Raw genomic sequence first — 26,854 nt, 5'->3', positions numbered from 1 at the left:
AGACGATGAACTGGTCATTCCAACTTTACAGCGCGCGAAATTTCCAACCTTGGAAAGGGGTGCTCAAGATGCTGGGCGAGCTCGGCTACGCGCAAGTCGAGGGGTTCGGCGGCGTCTATGACGACCCCAAGGCGTTTCGGGCCGAACTCGACAAGAACGGGCTCGCCATGCCGACCGGCCATTTCTCGATCGATGCGCTCGAGAAGGATTTCAATGGCGTGCGCAAAATCGCCGACGCGCTCGGCATCACGCTGCTCATCTGCCCGTATCTGGTCGCCGAGAGCAGACCAACCGACACGGCCGGCTGGCGCGGCTTCGGCGCACGCCTGGCCAAGGTCGGCGAGGCGGCTGGCAAAGCCGGCTACGGCTTTGCGTGGCACAACCATGATTTTGAGTTCAAGAAGCTTGCCGACGGCTCGATGCCGCAGGAGCACATCCTCGCGGCGGCACCCGACATCGGCTGGGAGATGGACGTGGCCTGGGTGGTGCGCGGCGGCGGCGATCCGCTGCCCTGGATCGAGAAGTATGGCAAACGTATCGTCGCCGTCCATGTCAAGGACATTGCCAAGCCTGGCGCGGGCGTTGACGAGGACGGCTGGTCCGATGTCGGCCACGGCACGATCGACTGGGCCGGCCTGATCAAGGCGCTGCGCGCCAAGAGTGCCGCCAAATACTACGTCATGGAACAGGATAATCCCAACGACATCGAGCGTTTCGCTCGCCGCTCGATCGCAGCCGCCAGGACCTATTAGGAGCAAATCAGCATGGCAAGAAAACTTGGGATCGGCGTTGTAGGCTGCGGCAACATTTCGAAAGCATATTTTTCGCTGGCGCCGCTGTTTCGCGGCATCGAGATGCGCGCCTGCGCGGATATCAATATGGATGCGGCCAAGGCGCGGGCGAAGGAGTTCAAGCTGCGCGCCGAGACGGTCGAAGGGCTGCTCAAGGCGGGCGACATCGACATCATCGTCAATCTCACCATTCCGGCGGTGCACTACGAGGTATCGAAACAGATCCTCGATGCCGGCAAGCACGTCTATTCGGAAAAGCCGTTCGTGCTGTCGGTCATGGAAGGGCTCGATCTGAAGAAGCTGGCCGAGAGAGACGGATTGCGCATCGGCTCGGCGCCGGACACTTTCCTCGGTGGCGCGCACCAGCTTGTCCGCAACCTGATCGACACTGGCAAGCTCGGCAAGATCACCAGCGGCACATGCCATGTGATGAGCCATGGGATGGAGCATTGGCACCCCAATCCGGACTTCTTCTTCCAGCCTGGCGCCGGTCCGGTGCTCGATATCGGACCCTATTACATCACCAATCTGATCCAGCTGATCGGACCGGTGAAGCAGGTGGCAGCCTTTGCTTCGATCCCGAAGACAGAACGCACGATCTCGTCCAAGCCTCGCGCGGGCGAAAAAATCCTGGTCGCCACGCCGACGACGATTCACGGCGTGATGGAGTTCGAGAATGGCGCCGTGGTGACGCTCAATACCAGCTGGGACGTGTGGAGCCATGGCCACGCGCCGATGGAACTCTACGGCGAGTTGGGCACGGTGTTTTTGCCGGATCCGAACTTCTTCGGCGGCGACGTTCGTTTTACCGACGCCGCCAAGCCGGTCAAGAAGCTGCCGAAATGGAAGCATCCGTTCGGCGTGGCCAACCAGATGCATTCGCACGGCATGATGGCCAACTATCGCACCGCCGGTCTCGCCGACATGGCGCTGGCGATCGTGGAAGGCCGGCCGCACCGGTGCTCGATGGAGCTGGCGCTGCATGCCGTGGATGTGATGACCGGCATGTTGCGGTCGAGCGCGAGCGGACAGTTCGTTGCCATGCAGACCACCTGCGAACGCCCTGCGGCACTGGGCGTCAAGGATGCGGAAGCGCTCTTGGCGAAGAAGAAAGGGCTCCTGGCGAAGAAGAAATAGGGCAAGCGCTTCAGTGATTGCGACACGTGTTGTTTACCGTCGACCCCTCTCCCCATAGAAACGGCGAGACGCTAAGGGTGAGGGGCAGAGCCGACTCACCCTTTTTTGCGGTGGCGACTGCCGGGCTCGCATTGATCCAAAGGATTTCCCATGCCCTATGTGCCTGCCGAAAACCGCTACGAGAAAATGATCTACAATCGCTGCGGGCGATCCGGCCTGAAATTGCCGGCGATCTCGCTCGGCCTCTGGCACAATTTCGGTGGCGACACGCCGCACCGGACCAAGCAGGCGATCGCGCGCAAGGCCTTCGATCTCGGCATCACGCATTTCGACCTCGCCAACAATTACGGCCCGCCGCCCGGTTCGGCTGAGACAGCTTTCGGCGAAATCCTGCGGACGGATTTCTCCTCCTATCGCGACGAGCTGATCATCTCGACCAAGGCCGGCTACGAGATGTGGGCCGGACCTTATGGTGAATGGGGCGGGCGCAAATATGTGCTGGCCAGCCTCGACCAGAGCCTGAAGCGGATGCGGCTCGACTATGTCGACATCTTCTATTCGCACCGTTTCGATCCCGATACTCCGCTGGAAGAAACGATGGGTGCGCTCGATCATGCGGTGCGATCGGGTAAGGCGCTTTATGCCGGCATCTCTTCCTACAATTCGCAGCGCACGCGCGAGGCCGCCGACATTTTGAAGCAGCTCGGTACGCCTTGCGTCATCCATCAGCCGAGCTATTCGATGCTCAACCGATGGGTCGAGGACGATGGTCTGCTCGATACGCTGGAGGGGCTCGGCGTCGGCTCGATCGTGTTCACGCCGCTGGCGCAAGGCATGCTGACCGACAAATATCTCGGCGGCATCCCTGAGGGCAGCCGCGCCAGCCAAGGCAAGTCGCTGAGGCCGGCCTTCATCAACGACAAGACCATCGCCAACATCAAGGCGCTGAACGCGATTGCCGGCCGCCGCGGCCAGACGCTGCCGCAGATGGCGCTGGCCTGGGTGCTGCGCAAGGGCAGGGTGACCTCGGCGCTGATCGGCGCCAGCCGGCCGGAACAGGTCGAGGATTGCGTCGGCGCGCTGAAGGCGCTCGACTTCAGCGATGCCGAGCTCGCCGAGATCGACACCTACGCGCGCGAAGCCGACATCAATCTGTGGGCCGCCTCCGCCGAGCGCAAGGGTCCGCCGCGGAAGTGATCCGCCACGGAAGTGATCCGCCACGGAAGTGATTGGCAACGCATAACCGAACGATACGGCGGGAACTGCTCCCGCCGTTTTTATTTACTCGGCCCGCCAATGTCTGCTTCGAAATTTGAGCCTGCTCGGAGTTGGCCGGCTTCTGGGCCATCCCGGCACAGAAACAGTAGCAAAAATGCCCGTTCGTCGCTATCTGGATAGAATTGAAGCCGCTTGCACGCGGAAATGACGTGCGAGCGGCGCGAACGGGTTGGAAACAGGATCATGGGCGCAAGGGATGTGCTGACGAAAAACCAGTTGTGCGTGCTCGAGAAACTCGAGGCCGCCAGCGGGCCGCTCAGCGCCTATACATTGCTTGACCAGCTTCGCGAGCGGGGTTTTCGCGCACCGCTGCAGGTCTATCGCGCGCTCGACACGCTGGTTAAGTCCGGTTTCGTGCACAGGCTCGAAAGCCTCAATTCTTTTGTCGCCTGCGCCGAGCCGCACGACCACAGCCATTCGATGACCGCCTTTGCCATCTGCGACACATGCGGGCAGGTGACCGAATTTTCCGACGATGATGTCGGACACCGGCTCGATGAGTGGGTGCGCTCGACCGGCTTTGCCGCCAAGAAGGCAGTGATCGAATTCCGCGGCACCTGTGCCAAATGCCTGGCCGAGGCGGCTTAAGGCGTATTGAGATTCAGGTGATGCCGGCCTGCAATGGTGGCTTCCTGCGCTCCGGTGCTCACGTACCCAAAAGGACGTTCCGCTCCGGTCTCGGAACCCACCATTTTCGACTCGGCCTGACCTGAATCTCAACACACCTGGCTTGGGCGCATCAATGCGCCTCTTCCCAATTGTTGGCAGCGCGGGCATCGACATGCAGCGGCACCGACATCGACACCGCCGGCATCGCAGCGTTCTCCATCACATGGCGCACGACGGGGATCGTCGCCTCGACCTCCGCTTCGGCCGTCTCGAAGACCAGCTCGTCATGCACTTGCAGCAGCATTCGGGCGGAAAGCTTCGCCTTTTCCAACGCATCGTCCATGCGTATCATGGCGCGGCGGATGATGTCGGCCGCGGTGCCCTGCAGCCGCGCGTTGATCGAGGCGCGCTCGTTGAAGGCACGGACTGACGGGTTTGACGACCGTATCTCCGGATAGTGGATGCGGCGGCCGAAGATCGTTTCGACGAAGCCGTATTCGCGGGCATAGGCTTTGGTCGCGTCGATATAGTCGCGGATGCCCGGGAAGCGTTCGAAATATTTCTTGATATAGGCGCCGGCCTCTTCGCGCGGGATCGACAGCTGGTTGGCGAGACCAAAGGCGGAAATGCCGTAGATGATGCCGAAATTGATCGCCTTGGCGCGGCGGCGTATCTCCGAGGGCATGCCCTCGACCGGCACGTTAAACATCTCCGACGCGGTGATGGCGTGGATGTCGGCGCCGTCGGCGAAGGCCTGTTTGAGCTGCGGAATCTCGGCGACATGGGCGAGCACGCGCAGCTCGATCTGGCTGTAGTCGGCGGAAACCAGCTTGTTGCCCTTGTCGGCAATGAAGGCCGTCCTGATCTTCCGCCCCTCGATGGTGCGTACTGGAATGTTCTGCAGATTGGGATCGGAGGACGACAGCCGTCCCGTCGTTGTCGCGGCAAGGGCGTAGGAGGTGTGGACGCGCTTCGTATCGGGATGGACGAAACCGGGCAGTGCGTCGGTATAGGTCGATTTCAATTTGGTCAGCTGGCGCCAGTCGACGATCTTGCGCGGCAGCTCGTGGCCTTCGGCGGCGAGGTCTTCCAGGAGCTGCGCCGAGGTCGACCATTGGCCGGTCTTGGTTTTGGAGCCGCCCGGCAGGCCCATCCTGCCGAACAGGATGTCGCCGAGCTGTTTTGGCGAGCCGATATTGATGCGCTCGCCGACGAGCTGGTAGATTTCATCCTCCAGCCGCGCGGCGCCCTGTGCCAGTTCGCCGGAGAGCCGCGAAAGGATCTGCCGGTCGACGGAGATGCCACGCTGCTCCATCCTTGCCAGCACCGGCACCAGCGGCCGTTCCAGCCGCTCGTAGACCGAGACGAGGCCCTTGGCGGCAAGCCGTGGCTTCAGCACCCGCCAGAGCCTGAGTGTCACATCGGCGTGCTCCGCGGCATAGGCCGTTGCCTTGTCGATGTCGATCTGGTCGAAGCCGACGAAGCTTCTTCCAGAGCCGGCCAGATCCTTGAGGGCAATGGTCGAGTGGCCGAGCCACTTTTCCGACAGAGCCGCCATGCCGTGGCCGCCTGACGTGCCTGCGTCGAGCACGTAGGAAATCAGCATGGTGTCGTCGAAGGGGGCGACATCGATTCCGTGGCGGCTCATGACGACGAGGTCGTATTTCAGCTCCTGCACGATCTTGAGAACCGACTTGTCCTCCAGCAACGGTTTCAGAATGCCAAGCGCCTCACGGATCGGGATCTGGTTTTCGACCACTCCGCCGCCGAGCAGGTCGCCGTTGCCGCTTTTGTGGGCTAGCGGAACATAGGCGGCGCGACCGGGCGCGGTGGCTATGGACAGGCCGATCAGTTCGGCCTGCATCGGATCGGCTGACGTGGTCTCGGTGTCGAAGGCGACGATGCCGGTCTCCATCGCCTCGGCCACCCATGCCCTCAGCACCGCTGTGTCGCGGATGGAGACGTAAGCGCTGGTGTCGATCTTGCTGCCAGTGGCGTCCTCGAAGCGAAGCGCCGAGAGAAGCGAAGGGGTGTCACCTTCCTTGGGTTCCACCTTGATGGTGGCCGGCACTGCTTCCCCGGCTTCGTCTGTCACTGTCTCTGCCGCTCTTTCGGCGGCTGCCAGCACTCCAAACCCGACATCGGGACCATGCGCGGTGTCGGCGCGCTCGATAATGACGGGAACGGCCTTGACATCAGCCGCTTCCGTTCCGGTCGCTTCCGCCACGCGGCGGGTCAACGAGGAGAATTCCATCGTCTTGAGAAAGCCGATCAGCCTTGGTCCGTCGGGCGGGTGCAACACGAAATCGTCGAGGCCGCCGATCCCCGGCACGTCGTTCTTCAGCGTCACCAGTTCACGCGAAATGCGAGCCTTGTCGGCATTGGCAATGATCGACTCGCGCCGTTTGTCCTGCTTGATCTCGGCGGCACGGGCGAGCAGCGAATCGAGATCGCCGAACTGTTCCAGCAATTGCGCCGCCGTCTTCGGCCCGATGCCGGGCACGCCCGGCACATTGTCGACCGAATCACCGGTCAGCGCCTGCAGGTCGATCATCTTTTCCGGCGGCACGCCCCATTTCTCGATCACCTCGGGAACGCCGATTTGGCGGTCCTTCATCGGGTCGTACATGGCGACCGAAGGGCCGACCAGTTGCATAAGATCCTTGTCGGAGGAGATGATGGTGGTGTCGGCGCCGGCTTCGCAGGCAAGCCGGCAGTAGGTGGCGATCAGGTCGTCGGCTTCGTAGCCTTCTGTCTCGAGGCAGGGCAGGTTGAAGGCCCTGGTCGCCTGCCGGATCAGGCCGAACTGCGGGATCAAATCTTCCGGCGGTGCCGAGCGGTTGGCCTTGTATTCGGGGTAGAGGTCGTTGCGGAAGGTTTTCGACGAATAGTCGAAGATGACGGCGAAATGCGTCGGCACGATGCCGACATCGGTGTTGCGGGCGTCCTGCGTCAGCTTCCACACCATGTTGCAGAAGCCGAGCACGGCACTGGTCGGCAGCCCGTCGGATTTGCGGGTCAGCGGCGGTAGTGCGTGATAGGCACGGAAGATGTAGCTGGAACCGTCGACAAGGAAGAGATGATCGCCTTTTTTCATGGGACGAAGGGATAGCGCGGCGCAGCGTCGTGGTCCATGCCAAAGGCGGCCTCAACCGCCGGTTCCGGCAACATCCCTGACAGTCGATCCGATCACGGGTATGTTACGAAAGTGTAATCTTCGTGCCCTTGAATCGCCACGTTCGGAGACACAGATAAGCGCTATCGGCATTTTTCGCCGAGGTCCGGAGCAAGGCCCGTCCCCCGCCTATCCCGGACACTTGCGGCAGCCTATCCCCCCTCTCCGGGCTGCCGCATCGTTTCGAGTAAAGGCCGCCGTGGTTCCCCTCCACCACGGCGGCATTTTTTTGCCTTCGACGCCCGTGGTCCAACGACCGCCGGCTTTTCGTTTCTGCCTTGCGGCTTTAGGGTTGCCGCTCAGAATCGAAAGGCTTGATAAAAATGTCCAGAATTTCTCCCGTCCTCGATCGTCTCGACAAAAACCTCGACGAGAGCCTGGAACGCCTGTTTGGCCTGCTCAGGATCAAGTCGATCTCGACCGATCCGAGCTATGACGCCGATTGCCGCAAGGCGGCGGAATGGCTGGTGGCGGAGCTCAAGCTGATTGGCTTCGACGCCAGCGTGCGTGACACGCCAGGTCATCCGATGGTGGTGGCGCACCATCACGGGCCGGCGGGCGCACCGCATGTCCTGTTCTATGGCCATTACGACGTGCAGCCGGTCGATCCGATCGAGCTCTGGGAAACCGACCCGTTCGCGCCTTCGGTGAAGGAGATCGAGCCCGGCCACCAGGTGATCACGGGACGTGGTTCGGCCGACGACAAGGGGCAGCTGATGACCTTCGTTGAGGCTTGCCGCGCCTGGAAGCAGGTGCATGGCGGGCTGCCGTGCCGCATCACGATCCTGTTCGAAGGCGAGGAGGAGTCCGGCTCGCCATCGCTGAAGCCGTTCCTCGAGGCAAATGCGGCCGAACTCAAGGCCGACTTTGCGCTTGTCTGCGACACTGGCATGTGGGACCGCGATACGCCGTCCATCTGCGTCGCGTTGCGCGGGCTGGTCGGCGAGGAGATCACGGTGAAGGCCGCCGACCGCGACCTGCATTCCGGTCTCTATGGCGGTGCTGCTGCCAATCCAATCCGCATCCTGGCCAGGATATTGGCCGACATCCACGACGAGGACGGCCATGTCACCATTCCGGGGTTCTATGACGGCGTCGAGGAGACGCCTTCGCAGATCCTGAAGTCATGGGAGGCGCTCGGCGAAACCGCCGAGACATTCCTTGGGCCTGTCGGCCTGTCGATTCCGTCCGGCGAACAGGGGCGCTCGGTGCTCGAACTCACCTGGGCGCGGCCGACGGCCGAGTTCAACGGCATTATCGGCGGCTATACCGGCAAGGGGTTCAAGACGGTGATCGCGGCGGAAGCCTCGGCAAAAGTGTCCTTCCGCCTCGTCCACAAGCAGGACCCCCAAAAGATCCGCGCCGCTTTCCAGGCCTTCGTCAGGGAGCGGATCCCGGCCGACTGCTCAGTCGATTTCCACCCGCATGGCGGCTCGCCGGCGATCCAGCTTTCCTACGACTCGCCGTTTCTCGCCAAGGCCAAGGACGCGCTGTCCGACGAATGGCCGAAACCGGCGGTGACGACGGGAAGCGGCGGGTCGATCCCGGTGGTTGGCGATTTCCAGACCTATCTCGGTATCGAATCGTTGCTGGTCGGTTTCGGGCTCGACGATGACCGCATCCATTCGCCGAACGAGAAGTACGAGATGAGTTCATTCCACAAGGGCCAGCGCTCCTGGGCGCGCATTCTCGATGCGCTGACACGCTGAGGGGGCGAGAATTCAACTTTCTGTTGATTTTTCATCGGATCGCGGCAAGGACGGGCTAGAGCGACGTGCGTCCAGCCGCGACCGGAGAATACGATGAGCGATATCCGCTTCCATAAGAACGACCTGCCGGGGCTCTTGCACTACGACGTCGGGGCGGTCGCAATCGACACGGAGACGCTGGGGCTCAATCCGCATCGCGACCGGCTTTGCGTTGTGCAGATCTCGCCGGGCGACGGTTCCGCCGACGTCATCCAGATCGCGCCCGGCCAGAAGAAGGCGCCAAACCTCGTCAGCCTGCTCAAGAACCGCAGCATAACCAAGCTGTTCCATTTCGGCCGTTTCGATCTCGCCGTGCTCTACAACGCCTTCGGCGTCATGCCGGAGCCGGTGTTCTGCACCAAGATCGCCTCGCGGCTTACCCGAACCTATACCGACCGGCACGGGCTGAAGGACATCTGCTTTGAGCTTCTCGGCGTCAGCCTGTCGAAAGCGCAGCAGTCATCGGACTGGGCGGCGGAGACGTTATCGCCCGAACAACTCGAATACGCCGCCTCCGACGTGCTCTATCTGCACCAGCTGCGCGATGTGCTGACAGCGCGGCTTGCGCGCGACAACCGGACCAGGGAGGCCGAAGCCTGCTTCCGCTTCCTGCCGACGCGTGCGAAACTCGACCTGATGGGCTGGGATGAGGCAGACATCTTCGCCCATAGCTAAGGCGGAACCTGGTGTTCGCCGCGACGTTCTGTCGGTCCGTGGAGGGATGAAATGGCTGCCAGAAAACCAATCGAAACAGCACCCAAGGATGGCTCCAAGGTCACCGTCTACTGGAAGGACAGCGACGGGGTGATGAACGAATCCATCGCGCAGTACCGGTCGCTCGACCGGCTGAAAGCGGCCGGCGGCGACTGGGACGAGAACGACACCGGCTGGTGGGCCTATACGGACGGTCATACGCAAAGGAAGGTCGAGCCGATCAGCTGGCGGCCTGCATCCGGGGATGGCGACGACGTATGACGCCGCTGGCGGCGCCGGCTCCTTTCCAATAGGTTGGACATGTTCAATCGGAGGTCGATTCGGAGCTCTCTGCTCCGCGACAATTCGCTCGGGAGGGATCTGCAATGGGTACTGAGAGCCTGCTTGTCTTCATCATCATCGGTGCCATCGCCGGCTGGCTCGCCGGCCTGATCGTCAAGGGTTTCGGCCTCGGCCTGGTCGGCAATATCGTCGTCGGCATCGTTGGCGCCTTAATAGCCGGCTGGCTCTTCCCAAGGATGGGGTTCGCCATAGGCGGCGGTATATTTGCCTCCATCATCCACGCCACGATCGGCGCGGTGATCCTGCTCGTGCTGATCAAACTGGTGAAGCAGGCCTGATCCTCGAAGCACATCAAGGCGCGCCATGAAGCAGAACATGCTCTATCTCATCATCGGCGCGCTCGTCGTCGTGGTCATCGCGCTCGGCGTCTATGTCTATCGCGAGCAAACCAGGCCGAAGGGCGTGGAACTCAAGATCGACGACAAAGGCATTTCGATCCAGCAGAACTGAGCGGCGTTGGGTTGGCGCGGCAAAGGTGCCGATGACCTGCCCCATCGGGTCGAAAATTGAGCGCCAAGGCAGGCCGCTCCATCCTTCGATGCACCCGGAGAGAAGCCAACCTGGATACGGAATAAGAGTGACGTATCGACACATCCGCGGTATGATCTTGGTACAGGGAGTTTGGGGCCAACCCACCTACTATTAGGAGGTTGCCATGAGGCACCAAACACTGGACCAACTGCATGCGGTGGCAAAGGTACACAGAGACCCAACACCTCCTAGAATGGACCGAAACCAGCGTCTCGAACGTTGGTCAAAACTTCTAGAACGGCAGCCCAGCCGACTCCTTACCGCACTTATCGGCACCGAATATCGTTCGTCGCCGGAGCGCGAAATCATGCGTGGCGAAGGCTCGCCAATATCGGTTGCCTTCGAGGATCCGATTCTGCGCGATGAGGGGCTGAAAGACGACACTTATGGCGAAGCAAAGCGTTTCTTCGAACTGACCGACGATCAGCTCCACGAAATTGTCTGCTACTGCCATGTCGGCGAGACGATGCAATCATCCTGGGCAGCGCTTTCCGTTCGTGATGCGATCGACTAACGCATGATCCACCAAGGTGAATGACTTTGGTGGCAAGGTCATGCGCAGATTCAACGGTTTAGAGCAGCGATCGAACGCAAGAGACGGTGGCTGAGCGGTTTGATGCTGAAATACGAGAAGGCCGTCTCGCGAGGGACGCCATTGTTGCAAACCCCAGAAGCAAGGAACGCAGCGGTGACGTCCCGTAACGCATTGAATTAACTTTGAACCATTTACCCGCCCTTAAATCGCCGCATCTACTCTTCACCCGAACGCCATGGAGCGATGTGCGTCCGTTCGGACGCACAGAGTACGCTCTTAGACTTTGAAGCTTCGCATCGTGTTTCCGAAAATCGCGATTTTCGGGCCGATGCGATAGGCATCGGGACATACAGCACAGCGCATGGCGAACCGCAGAGACAGCCGCATCGAACCCAGCTTCGAGGGACCGCCACGGGCGAAATCCTCGGCCGGTTTTTCTGTGAGCGAGGAGGATCGCGTCGTGCCGAGCAACCGCAAGACCTCTGCAAAGCGCCAACCGGCCCGGACAAAATCGTCGCGTCGCGGACGTGGCAAGAGCCGGCGCGGGCTGTTCGGCGTGCTCGGCCGGTTGGCCTACTGGTGCTTCGTGCTGGCCATCTGGGGCGGCATCGCCAGCGCAGGCATCGTCGTCTATTACGGTGCGAAAATGCCGGCGGCCACCACCTGGGCCATTCCCGACCGCGCGCCCAATATCAGGATCGTCTCCGTCGAAGGAAAACTGCTCGCCAATCGCGGCATGAGCGGCGGCGAAGCTGTCGGCCTGCATGAAATGTCGGCCTATATTCCCGAGGCCGTCATCGCCATCGAAGATCGCCGCTTCTATTCGCATTTGGGCATCGATCCGATCGGTCTGTCCAGAGCCATGGTCGCCAACGTTCTCGGCGGGCGTTTTTCGCAGGGCGGCTCGACGCTGACCCAGCAATTGGCGAAAAACCTGTTCCTGACGCCTGATCGCACGCTGGAACGCAAGGTGCAGGAAGTGCTTCTGGCGCTGTGGCTCGAGCACAAGCACACCAAGGACCAGATCCTCGAAATGTACCTCAACCGGGTCTATTTCGGCTCCGGCGCCTATGGTGTCGAAGCGGCCTCGCGCCGCTATTTCGGCAAGAGCGCACGCGATGTCACGCTGCCCGAGGCGGCACTCCTCGCTGGCCTGTTGAAAGCGCCGTCGCGTCTGTCTCCGGCGCGTGACCCGGAGGCGGCCGAGCAGCGCTCGCAGCTCGTTCTCGCCGCCATGCGCGACGAAGGCAAGATCAGCGCTAAGGAACTGACCACGGCGATGAGCGCGCCGGCGTCGCGGGTGGCATCCTACTGGACGGGCTCGGAAAACTACGTCGCTGACACCATCGTGGAAGAACTGCCCGACCTGATCGGCGATGTGCGGGGCGACATCATCGTCGACACCACCGTCGACCTCACGCTGCAGAAGCTCGCCGAACAATCGATCCGCCGGCTGATCGACGGGAGCGGCAAGAAGCTCAATGCCAGCCAGGGTGTGCTGGTGTCGATCGACAATTCCGGGGCGGTACGTGCCATGGTCGGCGGCTATGATTATTCGACCAGCCAGTTCGACCGCGCCTCGGAGGCGCGCCGCCAGCCGGGCTCGGCGTTCAAGCCGTTCGTTTACATGGCGGCGCTGGAAGCCGGCCGCACACCAGATAGCGTGCGCAATGACGCGCCGATCAGAATAGGCAAATGGACGCCAACCAATTACGGCGGCAAGTATTTCGGCAAGGTGACGCTGGCGACGGCGCTGGCGAAGTCGCTGAACTCGGTGGCTGCCCAGTTAACCATGGAAGTCGGCCCTGACGCGGTGGTCGAGGCGGCGCATCGCATGGGCATCCAGTCCGACCTCACGGCCAACACCTCGATCGCGCTCGGCACCTCTGAAGTGACGCCGCTGGAACTGACGTCGGCCTATGTCCCCTTCGCCAATGGCGGCTACCGGCCGGACGTCCATTTTATCCGCCGCGTGACGACAGCCGGCGGCAAGGTGCTCTACGACAACAATGGCGGCGGCGCCCCGCGCGTCATCAAGCCCGAGATCGTCGGGATGATGAATTCTATGATGACCGGCACTGTCGAAATCGGCACTGCCAGGAAGGCGGCCTTTGCCTGGCCGGCCGCCGGCAAGACCGGCACCAGCCAGAATTCGCGCGACGCCTGGTTCATCGGCTACACCGCCAATCTCACCACCGGAGTCTGGTTCGGCAATGACGATGGCGGTCCGATGAAGAAGGTCACCGGCGGCGCGCTGCCGGCGCAGGCCTGGCATGAATTCATGGTCGCCGCTCATGAAGGCGTGCCGGTGCGGCCGCTGCCTGGAACATGGAGGTCGACGCCCGCGGATACGATCGTGCAGGACGAAATACCGTCCAACGCGGCGCAACCGGCCCCGGTGCCGTCCGCTTCGGTTGGCCAATCCGCGCCGTCCGCCCAAAAAGCGTCGCCGCCTCGCGCCGTGCGTCCCGCCGAAACGGTCGATGCCGCAGGCTTCGGCATGCCGGGCGGTGGCGGCACCACCGCATCGATCGAGCGCCCGGTGCCGCCCGGCGATGTCGGCGGCCCAGTCAAGAAGCGGCAGACCTCGATCTTCGACATCCTCACCGGCGGCTGACCCCTCGTCATCGCTGCCGTGTTCCGCTACATCTCCGGGTTAAAAGTGCTAGAGCGTACTTTGTGCGCCCAAACGGACGCACGTCGCCCTAAAGAGATCGCGAATGGCCGAAACCGACACCAGAAAGACAATCGTGCTGACCGGCGCCAGCCGCGGCATCGGCCATGCCACGGTCAAGCGCTTTTCGCGCGAAGGCTGGCGCGTCATCACCTGCTCGCGCCAGGCCTTTGCCGAGGACTGCCCGTGGCCGGCCGGTCCGGAAGACCATATCAAGGTCGATCTCGCCGACCAGGAGGATGTCGGCATCGCGATCTCGGAAATCCGCCATCGGCTGGAGGCGCATGGCGGCCAGCTTCATGCGCTGGTCAACAATGCCGGCATCTCGCCGAAGCTCAAGGACGGCAACAGCCGCATGAATTCGATCGACACGCCGATGCATGTCTGGCGCGACGTGTTCCAGGTCAATTTCTTCGCGCCGATCATGCTGGCGCGGGGATTATTTAGGGAATTGGCGTCGGCCAAAGGCTCGATCGTCAATGTCACCTCGATCGCCGGTACCCGCGTGCATCCCTTCGCCGGCACCGCCTATGCGACGTCGAAAGCCGCGCTCGGCTCGCTGACGCGGGAAATGGCGCACGATTTCGGCCCGCACGGCATCCGCGTCAACGCCATCGCACCCGGCGAGATCGATACGGCGATCCTGTCGCCGGGCACGGAAAAGATCGTCGAGACGATCCCGCTGCGGCGGCTGGGGACCACGGCGGAAGTCGCCGACATCATCTTCTTTCTGTGCTCGCAGCAGGCGTCCTATGTGACGGGCTCGGAAATCCACATCAATGGCGGCCAGCACGTGTAAGCGAACGCCGGCGATCGAGGTCTAAGTAATCGGTGCTTTCGGCTCTTCGGCCGCCTCTGTCTTGCCTTCCATCACCTCTTCCACAATCCCACGCGCGATCTCGCGCTCACCCATGATGACCGTGTCGGCTCCGAGCCCCTTGAGATGCTCGACCTCGGCATCGGAATGGGCGCGGGCAATGACGTTGATCTTCGGGTTGGCGGCGCGGGCGCGCAGCACGATCTGTCCGCCTCGAAGGCGTTGGGGATGGCGAGGATCAGCCGCTTCGCGCCCTCGGGATTGGAAGCAGCGAACACCTCGCTATTCGCGGCGTTGCCGGACACGGTTTCGATGCCGTCGTCCCTGAGCTTCGCCAGCGTCTTGTCGGCATCCTCGATGACGAGGAAGGGCAGGGCGGCCTCCTTCAATGACGCGCCGACGAGACTGCCGACGCGGCCATAGCCGACCAGGATGGAATGGCCGGTAAGCGCTGTCCTGGGCGGCGGGCCGTCCTCTTTCACGGGTGCCGCAACCGAAGCCAGCTGGCCTGGCTCCGTCGCGGGGCCGATCGGCTTTGCCTCGTCGAGCGAAGCCGTCTTGCCGGCGCGCCTTTCCAGCCAGGGTTTCATCCAGTCGACGGCAAGGAACATCAGCGGGTTGAGGACGATCGACAGGATAGCACCGGCGAGGATGAGGTCGCGTCCTTGTTCGGGCAGCAGCTTCAGCCCGACGCCGAGCTCGGCCAGAATGAACGAGAATTCGCCGATCTGGGCAAGGCTTGCCGAAATCATCAACGCGGTCGCGATCGGATAGCGGAAGGCGACGACGATAGCGAAGGCCGCCAGCGATTTGCCGATGACGATGATGGCCAGTGTCGCCAGGATCGGCCAGCCATTGCTGATCAGGCTGAACGGGTCGAACAGCATGCCGACCGAAACGAAGAACAGCACGGAAAAGGCGTCGCGCAGCGGCAGCGATTCCTCGGCGGCTCGATGGCTGAGCGCGGATTCGCTCATGATCATGCCGGCGAAGAAAGCGCCCAGCGCCAGCGAGACGCCGAATAGCTTGGCGGCGCCGAAGGCGACGCCGAGCGCGATGGCCAGCACCGCCAGCCGGAACAATTCACGCGAACCGGTATGGGCGACGTAGTGCAGGATCCAGGGGATGACGCGGCGGCCCACCACCAGCATGACGACGACAAAGGCGGCGACCTTGGCCAGCGTGATGCCGACGACACTCCAGATGCCGTAGCTGGCCGGCAGCGACAGCAGGCTGCTATGGGTCTCCCCTTGCTGCTGGCCGCCCAGCACGCCAGCCAACGCCGGCAAAAGCACCAGCGCCAGCACCATGGCCAGATCCTCGACGATCAGCCAGCCGACGGCGATGCGGCCGCGCTCCGTCTCGATCAGCCGCCGCTCCTGCAAGGCACGCAACAGCACCACGGTCGAGGCGACGGAAAGCGCCAGCCCGAAGACCAGCCCCGCGCCCATCGACCAGCCGAGCATCCAGGCAAGAGCGGCGCCGAGCGCTGTCGCGAAGCCGATCTGCACGATGGCGCCGGGCACGGCGATGGCGCGGACCGACAACAAACCCTTCAGCGAGAAATGCAGGCCGACGCCGAACATCAACAGGATCACGCCGATTTCGGCCAGTTCATTGGCGAGGCCGGCATCGGCGACGAAGCCAGGCGTGTTAGGCCCGACCAGCACGCCAGCGATGAGGTAACCGACCAGCGGCGGGATGCGGAAGCGATTGGCCATTGCGCCGAAGACGAAAGCCAGCCCCAAACCGGCGACAATGGTGGCGATAAGGGGCGTGTCATGCGGCATGGTCTATGGAGCGCCTTTCAAAGATGGCAATGTCGGATATGCGCCGCGAAAAAAGCAGCCACTTTGCAATATGGCGGCTCGGATGGCCGCGAGGCAACCCCGCAAATGCCATGAAATCGACGACAGGGATGACAGAAGGCCAGCCGCCTCAGGCTGGCAATGGTTGCTCGAAAAAAGAAGGGGGTTGCTGCAAAAGGAAGGGGCCTGCGCGCCCGATGCCCGCGATCAGGCCGCCTGCAGCAGGTTTTCGATGTCGACGATGGTGTGGTTGGTCAGCGTCTTCGAAATTTCCACTGTGATTTTCTCGGTAACTTCCTTGTGCAGTTTTCGACGCATGTCGCCCAGCACCTGCGGCGGTGCGATCAGCACCATCTCCTTGAAGGCGCCGCGATGCGCGAGCTTGTACAGCCGCTCGGCAATTTCGTCGGCGAAACGCTCCTTGCCGAGACGATGCCAGTCAGTGTCCTCGACTGCGCTGCGGTGGACGGAAGGGCCGTCGCTGTAGCGGCCGGGGCGGTCCGAACCTTGCTCTCGCGTCGCCGGATTTGCCTGTTCAATTTCCTGCACGACCTGTAGGTCGGGATATTGGGTGTCGCCACGGTTCTCGAGGAACAGCGCCTTCTCGCCGTCGGCCACTACGATCCACAGTCCGCGTTTCAGCTTGAGGTTATTCACGGAGCGCTCCTTTTTTCTGTTTTTCATGGTTTTCTAGGCCCGTCTCTGGAGCCATTGCGCGGCTGAACAGCCAGGTTCGGATTCGCAGGGCAAACGCGCGCCGAGGCAGGAATGTTCCGGTGTTCAGCGCACCGCAGCTTTAGTCTACAAAATTGGTAGAATTTAGAAAAAAGTGTTTTGTAATATACTTCGCTTGTCGCTAGAACCGCCACAGATCAAGGCTCGCAACAGCGGCTTGGATCCGCTCCACTCGTGGCTGTGGAATTTTTTTCTCCTGCCTTTGGTGCTTGCGGAAAAGCGATTGCTTCGCACGAAGCGATGCGCGAGTGCGTTCCTTCTGCTTTTTCGCGCCCGCGCGTAGAACTGCCAGCGTATTCAGGATTCCGCTCGCCATGCCGCAGGCCACCGCCAAGCTCAACGCCTTTCCCGTATTCATGCGGGTCGAGGGCGAAGCCGTGGCCATTGTCGGCGGCGGCGAGGAGGCTCTGGCCAAGGCGCGGCTGATCGGCCAGTCGAGCGCCGTGCTGCGCATCATAGCCGATGCCGCCGAGGCCGAGTTGCTGGCCTTCATCGCCGCGAATGGTGCCATCCACATTGCTGCCGCCTACGATGCCGCGCATCTCGAAGGCGCGGTCATGGCGTTTGCCGCCAGCGGCAATGAGGCGCTCGACCGCCGGGTTGCCGAAGATGCGCGCCGGATGGGCATTCCGGTCAATGCCGTCGACCGGCCGGAGCTGTGCGATTTCTTCACCCCAGCGCTGGTCAACCGCGCGCCGGTCGCCATTGCCATCGGCACGGAAGGGGCCGGCCCGGTGCTTGCCCAGATGCTGCGCAGCCGCATCGACCGCATGCTGTCGCCGTCGCTCGGGCCGCTTGCTTCGCTTGCCGCCTCGTTCCGCGGCACCGCTGAGAGATTGCTGCCGAAAGGCAATGCCCGTCGGCGCTTCTGGAGCGACTTTTTCGGCGGCGCGCCGGCCCGCGCCATGGCGGCCGGCCAGCTTTCGCAGGCGCATGATGCCGCCGTTGACCTGTTGCTTTCGAACGCGCCGGCATCGGGCCACATTGCCCTGGTTGGCGCGGGTCCCGGCGCCGAAGACCTGCTGACGTTGCGCGCCCACCGCCTGCTGATGGAAGCCGATGTCATCGTCCATGACGCACTCGTGCCGGAGACGATCGTCGCCATGGGCCGCCGCGACGCCGAGCGTCTGCCGGTGGGCAAACGCAAGGGCTGCCATACCAAGAGCCAGGCCGAAATCAACGCGCTGCTGATTGAACTCGGCCGCGACGGCAAGCGCGTCGTGCGGCTGAAATCCGGCGATCCGCTGGTGTTCGGCCGGGCGGGCGAGGAAATGGCGGCGTTGCGCGATGCCGGCATCGCTTATGAGGTGGTTCCTGGTGTCACCGCGGCCTTCGCCGCCGCCGCCGATTTCGAGTTGCCGCTGACGCTGCGCGGCGTGTCGTCATCTATGGTGTTCACTACCGGCCATGACCTCAAGGGAAATTCGCTGCCTGACTGGGCCAAGCTCGCCATCTCCGGCGCGACGGTCGCCGTCTATATGGGCCGCTCAGTCGCGGCCGAGGTTGCCGGCCGGCTGATCGAGGCGGGCCTGTCGCCGGATACGGCGGTCGCCGTGGTCGAGAATGCCAGCCTTGCCAACCGCCGCCGTTTCCACGGCACGCTCGCCGACCTGCCGTCGCTTGAGGTCCGCGCCGACCTTACCGGCCCGGTCATGACGATCATCGGCGATGCAGTCGCCGGCGCCAACTTTGAACGTTCCGAGCCGCTCGCGGCACACAGGCATGAAGGCGCGGCCCAAACAGCCGCCGAAGGAGCTGAACGATGAAAGTTCTGACCGCAAACCGCCTGACCGACGGCGAAGCCGTCTGGTACGCCAACGGCGGCTGGGCCGAGATCATCGACAATGCCGATGTCGCCCATGATAAGGCGGCTGAAGACCGGCTGGAGGTGATCGGCGCCACGGCTTATGCCAACAACGAAGTGGTCGATGTTAATCTGATCGACGTGACCGTCGCCAATGGTGTGGTCGAGCCGGTCCGGCTGCGCGAAAAGATCCGCGCCGCCGGCCCGACCAACCGCAACGACCTGGGCAAGCAGGCCCGCCCGCAAGCCGCCCGGGCGGCGTAAACGACCACATTGATGAAACGGGCGGACGCGCCCGGAAAGACCAGACATGTACCGTTACGATGAGTTCGATCACGATTTCGTCCAGGCCCGCGTCGCCGAGTTCAGCGATCAGGTCGCGCGGCGGCTTGCTGGCGAGATCACCGAGGATCAGTTCCGCCCGCTGAGGCTGATGAACGGCGTCTACCTGCAATTGCACGCTTACATGCTGCGCATTGCGGTGCCTTACGGCACGCTGAACAGCAAGCAGCTGCGCATGCTCGGCCACATCGCCCGCAAATACGACAAGGGCTACGGCCATTTCACGACGCGCCAAAACATCCAGTTCAACTGGCCGGCGCTGTCGGACATTCCGGCGATCCTGGCCGATCTGGCGAGTGTGGAAATGCACGCCATCCAGACCAGCGGCAATTGCATCCGCAACGTCACCGCCGACCACTTTGCCGGTGCCGCCGCGGACGAGGTCGCCGATCCGCGCCCCTATGCGGAAATCCTGCGCCAATGGTCGTCGGTGCATCCGGAGTTCTCGTTCCTGCCGAGAAAATTCAAGATCGCGGTGACCGGGGCCGAGCGCGACCGCGCCGCCATCCAGACGCATGACATCGGCCTGCATTTGAAGAAAAACGCTGCCGGCGAACTCGGTTTTGCCGTCTATGTCGGCGGCGGTCAGGGCCGTACACCGATGATCGCCAAGAAGATCCGCGACTTCCTGCCCGAGGCGGACCTTCTGTCCTACTGCACGGCGATCCTGCGCGTTTACAACCTCTACGGCCGCCGCGACAACAAATACAAGGCGCGCATCAAGATCCTCGTCCACGAGACCGGCGTCGAGGAGATCACCCGTCAGGTCGAGGCCGAATGGCAGGAGCTGAAAGAGGCGGATCTGAAGCTGCCGGAAGCCGACATCCGCGCCATCGATGCCTATTTCGCGCCGCCGGCGCTGGCCGACCGGCCGGAAGGCGACGAGGTGGTCAAGCTCGCCCGCCTCGATTCCAAGAGCTTTTCGGAATGGCTCGATCAGAACGTGGTGACCCACCGCCATCCTGATTATGCCGCCGTGACCATTTCGCTCAAGGGCATCGGCGAAGCGCCGGGCGATGCCTCCGACAGCCAGATGGAAACGGTCGCCGGCCTTGCCGAGAAATATGCCTTCGACGAGTTGCGCGTCAGCCACGAGCAGAACCTGATCCTGCCGCATGTTGCGCGCGCAGACCTCAAGGCGGTCTATGACGCTCTGGTCGAGATCGGACTGGCGACGGCCAATTCCAACCTGATATCAGACATCATCTCCTGCCCCGGCCTCGATTATTGCGCGCTGGCCACGGCGCGTTCCATTCCGGTGGCACAGGAAATCTCGCTTCGTTTCGCTTCGCTTGAGCGGCAGCGCGAGATCGGCGAATTGAAGCTGAAGATTTCCGGCTGCATCAACGCCTGCGGCCATCATCATGTCGGCCATATCGGCATCCTCGGGGTCGAAAAGAAGGGCGCCGAACTCTATCAGGTCACACTCGGCGGCTCGGCCGACGAGAACACCTCGGTCGGCGAGATCATCGGCCGCGGCTTCAGTTCGGAAGAGATCACCGACGCCATCGAGCAGATCGTCGAGACCTATCTCGGCCTCCGGCTCGACAGAAACGAAAAATTCATCGACGCCTACCGCCGTGTCGGTCCCGCGCCGTTCAAGGAGGCGCTCTATGCTGGCGAAGCCAAGGCCGCTTGATCGTATCGTCGACGTCGAGGCCGGCATCGCCGCCGAAGCGGCGGGGCTCGATGCGCTCTATGGTCATCTGAAGCCGCTTGAGATCATCGAGCGGTCGGCCCGGGAGTTCTTTCGCGGCGAAATCGCCGCAGTTTCGTCCTTTGGCGCGGATTCGGCGGTGCTGCTGCATATGATCGCCAAGATCGACCGGACGTTGCCGGTGATCTTCCTCGACACCGGCAAGCATTTCGAGGAGACGCTCGGCTATCGCGACGCGCTCGTTGCCGATTTCGGACTGACCGATATCCGGGTGATCACGCCGGACGAAGCAGCGCTGGAACGGATCGATCCGACCGGCAATCTGAACGAGACCGACACCGACGCCTGCTGCGACGTCCGCAAGGTCGAGCCACTGGCGCGCGGCGTCGAGCCGTTCCGCGCCTGGTTCACCGGCCGCAAGCGTTTTCAGGCGACCACGCGGGCAGCACTTCCGGTGTTCGAGGCGGTCGGTTCGCGCATCCGCATCAATCCGCTGGCGCACTGGACGACATCGGACCAGGCCGCCTACATGCGCAAGCATCAGCTGCGCGAGAACCCGCTGGTCGCCTATGGCTATCTGTCGATAGGCTGCTTCCCGTGCACGCAGCCGGTGCAGCCGGGCGAGGACGCGCGCAGTGGCCGCTGGGCAGGGCACGCCAAGACCGAGTGCGGCATCCATTTGTCGGGGCTGGAGAAGTCGCTGACCGACGCCTCGCTTTAGGATCTTCTTGAGCTTTAGGAATTTTTGATGACCGAACTAACGCCAGAGACTATTACCCGCCTCTGGACCCCGAAGGGTTTTCGCGAGGACGAGTGGACCCATGCCGAAAGTGCAGACGCACTGTCCGGCAATGGCCGCTTCATCCTGTCGCTGCAGGCGTTTCTCAACCTCGACCCAGCGGTGCGCCGGTCGGCGAAGGAACGTCTGGGCGTCCTGCTTCAGCCCGGCGACCAGCTCGAAAAGATCGCCGACCTGCTCGACGAGATATCGCTGGTGGCGTTGGCCTTCCCGGCTTTCAGTGACGGCCGTTCCTTCTCAAAGGGAGAACTGCTGCGCAGCCGCTACCATTTCGAGGGCGCGGTCCGCGCAACCGGGCAAGTTCTGGTCGACCAGCTGCCGCATATGCTGCGCCTCGGCTTCGACGAGTTCGAAGTGTCGCATCCGGTGCTTTTGAAACGGCTCGAGGAAGGCCGCACCGGCGGTCTGCCGCTGTATTATCAGCCGACCGAGAGGCCGGAGGCCAAAGGCCCTAAATATTCCTGGCGGCGGGTGCGCGCCGGCTGATCGCCTGCGCCGGGCAGATCGCCGCATCTGGTCGGACCACCTTCAGATTCAGTCTTTTATTTTCGGTGTCCTGCCCTTAGGATAGGCTCATTATTTCGTGCTCCGAAATAAATATGGCCACCAAGGGAGGAACCGGAAATGGCTGGTAAGAAGATATTGATGCTCGTTGGCGAGTTCAGCGAGGAATACGAGATTTTCGTCTTTGAACAGACCATGCATGCGGTCGGCCACACGGTTCACGTCGTGTGTCCGGACAAGAAGGCGGGCGACATACTGAAGACGTCGCTGCACGACTTCGAGGGCCACCAGACCTATACGGAAAAGCTTGGTCACGATTACATCCTCAACAAGACCTTTGCCGAGGTGAATCCGGCCGAATACGACGCCGTCTATGCGGCGGGCGGGCGCGGGCCGGAATATATCCGCATCGACAAGCGCGTGCAGGCGCTGGTGCGGCATTTCCATGAGACCGGCAAGCCGATCTTCACCATCTGCCATGGCGCGCAGATCCTGATGGCGGTCGACGGCGTGCTGCGCGGCAGGGAAGTCGCGGCGCTCCAGTATTGCGAGCCGGAAGTCACGCTCGCCGGCGGCACCTACATCGATGTCGCGCCGACCAGCGCCCATGTCGACGGCAATCTGGTATCGGCCAAGGGCTGGCCGGGTCTCGCCGCCTTCATGCGCGAATGCCTGAAGGTGCTCGGCACCGAGATCCGCCACGGCGAGATATTGATGCGCGACGAACGCAAGGCGGCTTAAGCAAGGCTTGGGAACCGCCGCATTTGTCGTGCGGCGGCTCTACAGCGCCGCGCGTCCTTTTGGGACGCGCAAAGGACGCTGTAGCACTTTGATTCCACGCATGATCCTTTCCGAAAATCGATTCGGGGTCATGCGTTACGCAGTCATCCGCGCTTCGCGAAACGATACCAGCTTGCTGCGGTTCTCATCCCACAGCGCCAGCTTGACGCAGCGCAGGCTCTCCAGAAGCGTGACACGGCCGATTTCGCGCAGTTCCGGATAGTCCCTCAGGACCTCCTGCAGTCGATAGCACGGCACCTTGGCGGAGAGGTGGTGCACGTGATGCACGCCGATATTGCCGGTGAACCAGTTCAGCACCGGCGGCAGGTCATAATAGGACGAGCCGTGCAGGGCCGCGTGCTGAAACTCCCATTCGGAGTCCTTTGCCCACTCGGTTTCCTCGAACTGGTGCTGGACGTAAAACAGCCAGATGCCGGCGGAACCGGCCAGAACGACGATGGGTAAGTGGACAACCAGGAACGCTTCGAGGCCGACGAACCAGACGAGGGCGGCGGCGGCGACCGCGATGGCCACGTTGGTTGCCATTGATGACACCCAGGGCGTGAGGCCGCCTCGCATCATGCCGACCGGCAGTCTCTGCTCAAAGATGAAAAGCCAAATGGGGCCGAGGCCGAACATGACGAGCGGATGGCGATAGAGACGATAGGCAAGGCGGCCCCGCCAGGACATTTGCCGATATTCGGCGACAGTCAGCGTCCTGATGTCGCCCGTGCCGCGCTCATCGAGGTTGCCGGCGCTGGCGTGATGGGTTGCGTGGGCACGTCGCCAGCAATCGTAGGGCGTCAAGGTCAGGATGCCCAGGCCGCGGCCGATCCAGTCGTCGGCGGTGCGGTTGGCGAAGAAGGAACCGTGGCCGCAATCGTGCTGGATCATGAAGATCCGCACCAGAAAGCCGGCGGCCGGAAGTATGAGGATCAGACCCCACCAATGACCATGGGCATAAGCAACTGAGGACAGTGCCCACAGCGTGGCAAAGGGAATGAGGGTGATGGCAAGTTCGACGGCGCTGCGCCGCCTGTCGGGTTTCTTGTAGCGCGCCAGGATCTTCAACCAGGCACGTTTGCTGTTCGCCACAGCTTCGGGGGAAATCATGTTCATCAGGAAGCATAGACAGACCATTCCGGCGCCGCAAGGCAGGGATCACGCCAAGTTACTGCGGGTAATTGTCGCGCGACGCGTAAGGTGCTGCAATGTGGGAGGGCATACTTCCGGCGGCACGCAACGACAGGCGAAACTGTTGGTCTACCGCCGGGGGCCACGGGCGGCTACGCTGATCTCGATGCCGTCCAGGCGGTCGAGCAATTCCCTGAAACGATCGGGAATGTCGTTCTCCGTCCGGAACGCCGGCAGCGCACGCAGAAAGCGCATCGTTGCCTCGGAGCCGAACTGGCGCCTGATGCCGGCCGCGAGCCTTTCACGTCTTTCGTCATTGTTGCGGGCGTCATTCTTGTTACGGTCGCCGTCGTTGCGGGTCATCATCTCAAAATCCTGTGTCGGCTTCGAAACTCTTCCAGCAGACGAATGGTTCCCCCAACGCAGCATCTTGGCAAGCAAAGCCGGCGGTTACAGTAAAATTTGAATTAATATCGAAAGGTCTTCATGATGCGTCGTCGAAGCGCCAGCGGCCCCTCCGGTATCGCTTGCCACTTGATTTTTGGCCGACAAACCTCGATATCGGGCACAAAATCCACACCATTCGAAATGACGGGAAATGGCGATGAGCGACCAGGCAAAAGACGAACGCGCGCCCGATGAAGCCGAGACCACCGGGGCTGCTACCGAACATACGGAAGGCAGCGTCGACGGCGACTACGAGGCGCTTGTGCGGCTGCTGAAGGAAAACGACGAGTTGAAGGACCGCGCGCTCCGCGTCGCCGCCGAGATGGAGAATCTGCGCCGCCGTACCGCCCGCGATGTGCACGACGCGCGTGCCTACGCCGTTGCCAATTTCGCCCGTGACATGCTGTCGGTGTCGGACAATCTGCGCCGCGCGCTGGATGCGATTCCGGCTGAGGCCAAGGCGGCGGGCGATGCCGGCTTCAAGGCGCTGATCGAGGGTGTCGAGCTCACCGAACGCGCCATGCTATCGGCGCTGGAGCGGCACGGGGTGAAGAAGCTCGAGCCGGAAGGCGGGAAATTCGACCCGAATTTCCACCAGGCGATGTTCGAGGTGCCCAATCCGGATGTGCCGGCCAACACCGTGGTCCAGGTCGTGCAGCCAGGCTATTCGATCGGCGAGCGGGTGCTGCGGCCGGCCATGGTCGGCGTTGCCAAGGGCGGTCCCAAGCATGTGGCTGGTGAAGCGCCGGTCGAGCCAGGGCCGGTGAATGAGCAAGCTGAGAAGGATGCGTGATTAGGCAGTAAGGGAGTAGGGTAGTAAGGGACTTGATAGAGGAGCCGTACCAATCGTGCGGCTTCATGCTATTCATACTCCCCTATTCACCCACTCCCTTACTCCACCATGTCCTTGAACCCAATCGAGCTTCTCGACTATGCCGGCGTCGCCGTCTTTGCGGCGACCGGTGCGCTGGCCGCCTCGCGCAAACAGCTCGACATTATCGGTTACCTGTTCCTGGCCAGCGTCGCCGGCATCGGTGGCGGCACGTTTCGCGACGTCATCCTCAACGTGCCGGTGTTCTGGGTCGGAAACCGCGACTATGTGCTGATCTGCGCGGCGGTGGCGGTCTTGGTCTTCTTCAGCGCACACCGTGTCGAATCCCGCTACAAATTGCTGCTCTGGCTAGACGCCATCGGCCTTGCCGCCTTTTCGGTGATGGGCGCGGCCAAGGGGCTGGCGATCACCGGCTCGCCGGCGGTTTCGATCGTTACCGGCATGCTCACCGCCACCCTTGGCGGCATCCTTCGCGATCTGTTGACCGGGGAGCCTTCAGTGCTGTTGAGACCGGAGATCTACGTTACCGCAGCACTTGCGGGCGCCGCTCTCTACACGCTCGGCGATCTCGCCGGACTGCCGCCGCTCGCCTCGGGCCTGGCAGGCTTCATGGCTGCTTTTTGCGTGCGTGGCGGCGCGCTCAAATTCGGCTGGGCCTTTCCGTCCTACAAGAGCAGGCCTGGTCGGCGACCGGAAGATATTCCATGAAATGAGAGCGAGTAGCGATAACAATCTGCAGCGAATTGGAGGAACTCCCGCTACTCGCTATTCACTGGAATCTCAAGCGGCGAAGCGCTGGGCTTCCCCGCCATAATAGTTGACGTAGCGGGCGCCGATCTCTTGGACCGGCATCACCACGAACACGTCGACCGTCGAGAATTCGCGATCGATGACGCAGCCGTCGCCGATGCGCGCGCCGACGCGCAGATAGCCCTTGACCAGCGGCGGCATCGCCGCGATCGCGGCCTTGGCATTGACCGCCTCGATCGGCATCAAATCCATGGAACAATAGCGCCCGGCGACCGCACGCACGTCCCAGGCCGAATTCGTCCGGCAGTGATGGGCGAGATAGGTCAGCGCTTCGGCGTGTGCCGCCGGCACAGTGCCGTGGAACGACGCGCAACCGGTCATCACGCCGATCCCGTAATGGTTGATATAGGCCCAAATACCTTGCCAAAGCGCCTCGATGGTGCGCTTCGAGCGGTATTCCGGCAAGACGCAGGAGCGGCCGAGCTCGAGGAAACGCTGGCCGGGGTGGCGGGCGATAAGATTGGTCAGCTCGAATTCGCCCTCGGAATAGAAGCCGCCGGCCGCTGCCGCGATTTCCTGCCGCAGCAGGCGGTAGGTGCCAACAATGCGGCGATGCTCGGGACCGGACAGCGAGGTGTCGAAGACGAGCAAATGATCACAAAGCGGATCGAAATGGTCGGCGTCGCGGCGGTCCTGTACCTGGAACAGGTTCTTCCTGGCGCCAAGCTCGTCATAGAACACCCGGTAGCGCACTTCCTGCGCGGCGGCGATCTCGGCCTCGTTGCGGGCGAGCCGCACTTCGAGGTTGCCGATACGGCCGAGCGCTTCGCCTTTTGTGACGGCATCGACGTTCCGCCCGGTGAGCAAAGCACCGCTGGCGTTCGGCCGAGCGTCACATTCCGGCATAACTG

At 62.5% G+C, this 26,854-nt stretch carries 25 protein-coding genes and 1 pseudogene; 20 read left to right on the top strand and 6 right to left on the bottom strand.

All coding sequences use genetic code 11. From position 1 onward, the window contains the following. Nucleotides 1–5 precede the first annotated feature (5 nt). From ACWTU8_RS27420 to ACWTU8_RS27405, 4 genes are all read left to right on the top strand, one after another. Nucleotides 6–752, top strand: coding sequence for a sugar phosphate isomerase/epimerase family protein (locus ACWTU8_RS27420; RefSeq protein WP_455850601.1), 747 nt, complete (start codon nucleotides 6–8; stop codon nucleotides 750–752). A gap of 12 nt (nucleotides 753–764) precedes the next feature. Further along, nucleotides 765–1,928, top strand: coding sequence for a Gfo/Idh/MocA family protein (locus tag ACWTU8_RS27415; protein ID WP_455850600.1), 1,164 nt, complete (start codon nucleotides 765–767; stop codon nucleotides 1,926–1,928). Between the two features lie 150 nt (nucleotides 1,929–2,078). Continuing rightward, nucleotides 2,079–3,125: an L-glyceraldehyde 3-phosphate reductase gene (gene mgrA, locus ACWTU8_RS27410; RefSeq protein ID WP_455850599.1), complete on the top strand. Its 1,047-nt coding sequence runs from the start codon at nucleotides 2,079–2,081 to the stop codon at nucleotides 3,123–3,125. A 264-nt stretch (nucleotides 3,126–3,389) separates the two neighbouring features. Continuing rightward, nucleotides 3,390–3,794 (top strand): Fur family transcriptional regulator, encoded by a 405-nt coding sequence (locus ACWTU8_RS27405; protein WP_455850598.1) that lies wholly within the window; start codon nucleotides 3,390–3,392, stop codon nucleotides 3,792–3,794. 151 nt (nucleotides 3,795–3,945) lie between these two features. Here ACWTU8_RS27405 and polA read toward each other — a convergent pair whose 3' ends face one another. Continuing rightward, complete coding sequence (gene polA, locus ACWTU8_RS27400) at nucleotides 3,946–6,912, bottom strand: DNA polymerase I (RefSeq protein WP_455850597.1); 2,967 nt, start codon at nucleotides 6,910–6,912, stop codon at nucleotides 3,946–3,948. 401 nt (nucleotides 6,913–7,313) lie between these two features. Here polA and ACWTU8_RS27395 point away from each other — a divergent pair, with 401 nt between their 5' ends. The 8 genes from ACWTU8_RS27395 to ACWTU8_RS27360 all read left to right on the top strand — a co-directional run bounded on the left by ACWTU8_RS27395 (nucleotide 7,314) and on the right by ACWTU8_RS27360 (nucleotide 14,333). Further along, nucleotides 7,314–8,699 (top strand): M20/M25/M40 family metallo-hydrolase, encoded by a 1,386-nt coding sequence (locus tag ACWTU8_RS27395; RefSeq protein WP_455850596.1) that lies wholly within the window; start codon nucleotides 7,314–7,316, stop codon nucleotides 8,697–8,699. A gap of 93 nt (nucleotides 8,700–8,792) precedes the next feature. Beyond that, complete coding sequence (locus ACWTU8_RS27390; RefSeq protein ID WP_029348220.1) at nucleotides 8,793–9,413, top strand: ribonuclease D; 621 nt, start codon at nucleotides 8,793–8,795, stop codon at nucleotides 9,411–9,413. Nucleotides 9,414–9,464: 51 nt separating this feature from the next. After that, nucleotides 9,465–9,713 (top strand): hypothetical protein, encoded by a 249-nt coding sequence (locus ACWTU8_RS27385; protein WP_029348218.1) that lies wholly within the window; start codon nucleotides 9,465–9,467, stop codon nucleotides 9,711–9,713. 104 nt (nucleotides 9,714–9,817) lie between these two features. Continuing rightward, complete coding sequence (locus tag ACWTU8_RS27380) at nucleotides 9,818–10,072, top strand: GlsB/YeaQ/YmgE family stress response membrane protein (protein ID WP_065010153.1); 255 nt, start codon at nucleotides 9,818–9,820, stop codon at nucleotides 10,070–10,072. A gap of 25 nt (nucleotides 10,073–10,097) precedes the next feature. Beyond that, nucleotides 10,098–10,244, top strand: a complete 147-nt coding sequence (locus ACWTU8_RS27375) for a hypothetical protein (protein WP_029348215.1) — start codon at nucleotides 10,098–10,100, stop codon at nucleotides 10,242–10,244. A 205-nt stretch (nucleotides 10,245–10,449) separates the two neighbouring features. Then, complete coding sequence (locus ACWTU8_RS27370; protein ID WP_455850595.1) at nucleotides 10,450–10,839, top strand: hypothetical protein; 390 nt, start codon at nucleotides 10,450–10,452, stop codon at nucleotides 10,837–10,839. A 382-nt stretch (nucleotides 10,840–11,221) separates the two neighbouring features. After that, complete coding sequence (locus tag ACWTU8_RS27365; RefSeq protein WP_455850594.1) at nucleotides 11,222–13,477, top strand: transglycosylase domain-containing protein; 2,256 nt, start codon at nucleotides 11,222–11,224, stop codon at nucleotides 13,475–13,477. 103 nt (nucleotides 13,478–13,580) lie between these two features. Continuing rightward, complete coding sequence (locus tag ACWTU8_RS27360) at nucleotides 13,581–14,333, top strand: SDR family NAD(P)-dependent oxidoreductase (protein ID WP_027153080.1); 753 nt, start codon at nucleotides 13,581–13,583, stop codon at nucleotides 14,331–14,333. A 21-nt stretch (nucleotides 14,334–14,354) separates the two neighbouring features. Here ACWTU8_RS27360 and ybaL read toward each other — a convergent pair. Then, nucleotides 14,355–16,141: pseudogene (ybaL, locus tag ACWTU8_RS27355) on the bottom strand (YbaL family putative K(+) efflux transporter). A 225-nt stretch (nucleotides 16,142–16,366) separates the two neighbouring features. After that, a complete protein-coding gene (locus ACWTU8_RS27350) occupies nucleotides 16,367–16,816 on the bottom strand; it encodes a baeRF12 domain-containing protein (RefSeq protein ID WP_455850593.1) in 450 nt (149 codons plus the stop codon). Nucleotides 16,817–17,208: 392 nt separating this feature from the next. Here ACWTU8_RS27350 and cysG point away from each other — a divergent pair, with 392 nt between their 5' ends. From cysG to ACWTU8_RS27320, 6 genes are all read left to right on the top strand, one after another. After that, nucleotides 17,209–18,660, top strand: a complete 1,452-nt coding sequence (gene cysG, locus ACWTU8_RS27345; protein WP_455850592.1) for a siroheme synthase CysG — start codon at nucleotides 17,209–17,211, stop codon at nucleotides 18,658–18,660. Beyond that, a complete protein-coding gene (locus ACWTU8_RS27340; RefSeq protein WP_455850591.1) occupies nucleotides 18,657–18,962 on the top strand; it encodes a DUF2849 domain-containing protein in 306 nt (101 codons plus the stop codon). The genes cysG and ACWTU8_RS27340 overlap by 4 nt, the downstream gene beginning before the upstream one ends. Nucleotides 18,963–19,008: 46 nt before the next feature. Next, the gene (locus ACWTU8_RS27335) at nucleotides 19,009–20,679 is read left to right on the top strand and encodes a nitrite/sulfite reductase (protein ID WP_455850590.1); all 1,671 of its coding nucleotides are present in this window, start codon (nucleotides 19,009–19,011) and stop codon (nucleotides 20,677–20,679) included. Continuing rightward, entirely contained in the window at nucleotides 20,654–21,418 is a 765-nt protein-coding gene (locus ACWTU8_RS27330) for a phosphoadenylyl-sulfate reductase (protein WP_065010146.1), read from the top strand. The genes ACWTU8_RS27335 and ACWTU8_RS27330 overlap by 26 nt, the downstream gene beginning before the upstream one ends. A 27-nt stretch (nucleotides 21,419–21,445) precedes the next feature. Continuing rightward, on the top strand, nucleotides 21,446–21,982 hold the full coding sequence (locus ACWTU8_RS27325; RefSeq protein WP_455850589.1) for a DUF934 domain-containing protein: 537 nt from the start codon (nucleotides 21,446–21,448) through the stop codon (nucleotides 21,980–21,982). 138 nt (nucleotides 21,983–22,120) lie between these two features. Further along, the gene (locus ACWTU8_RS27320) at nucleotides 22,121–22,741 is read left to right on the top strand and encodes a DJ-1/PfpI family protein (RefSeq protein ID WP_455850588.1); all 621 of its coding nucleotides are present in this window, start codon (nucleotides 22,121–22,123) and stop codon (nucleotides 22,739–22,741) included. A 135-nt stretch (nucleotides 22,742–22,876) separates the two neighbouring features. Here the strand turns inward: ACWTU8_RS27320 and ACWTU8_RS27315 are convergent, their stop codons facing one another. Together ACWTU8_RS27315 and ACWTU8_RS27310 are read right to left on the bottom strand one after the other, a co-directional pair. Then, complete coding sequence (locus ACWTU8_RS27315; protein ID WP_065010144.1) at nucleotides 22,877–23,899, bottom strand: fatty acid desaturase; 1,023 nt, start codon at nucleotides 23,897–23,899, stop codon at nucleotides 22,877–22,879. A 144-nt stretch (nucleotides 23,900–24,043) separates the two neighbouring features. Then, entirely contained in the window at nucleotides 24,044–24,280 is a 237-nt protein-coding gene (locus ACWTU8_RS27310; RefSeq protein ID WP_455850587.1) for a hypothetical protein, read from the bottom strand. A gap of 238 nt (nucleotides 24,281–24,518) precedes the next feature. Here ACWTU8_RS27310 and grpE point away from each other — a divergent pair, with 238 nt between their 5' ends. Together grpE and ACWTU8_RS27300 are read left to right on the top strand one after the other, a co-directional pair. After that, nucleotides 24,519–25,154: a nucleotide exchange factor GrpE gene (gene grpE / locus ACWTU8_RS27305; RefSeq protein WP_455850586.1), complete on the top strand. Its 636-nt coding sequence runs from the start codon at nucleotides 24,519–24,521 to the stop codon at nucleotides 25,152–25,154. A 114-nt stretch (nucleotides 25,155–25,268) separates the two neighbouring features. Then, entirely contained in the window at nucleotides 25,269–25,901 is a 633-nt protein-coding gene (locus ACWTU8_RS27300) for a trimeric intracellular cation channel family protein (RefSeq protein WP_455850655.1), read from the top strand. Nucleotides 25,902–25,973: 72 nt separating this feature from the next. On the opposite strand, the gene ACWTU8_RS27295 is transcribed toward ACWTU8_RS27300, so the two are convergent. Then, complete coding sequence (locus ACWTU8_RS27295) at nucleotides 25,974–26,849, bottom strand: GNAT family N-acetyltransferase (protein ID WP_164784066.1); 876 nt, start codon at nucleotides 26,847–26,849, stop codon at nucleotides 25,974–25,976. Between the last annotated feature and the right edge of the window lie 5 nt (nucleotides 26,850–26,854).

It is taken from the genome of Mesorhizobium sp. BHbdii (genome assembly GCF_053848045.1).
The sequence above is the reverse complement of the archived record's forward strand: the minus strand, read 5'-3'. Positions and strand labels throughout refer to the sequence as shown.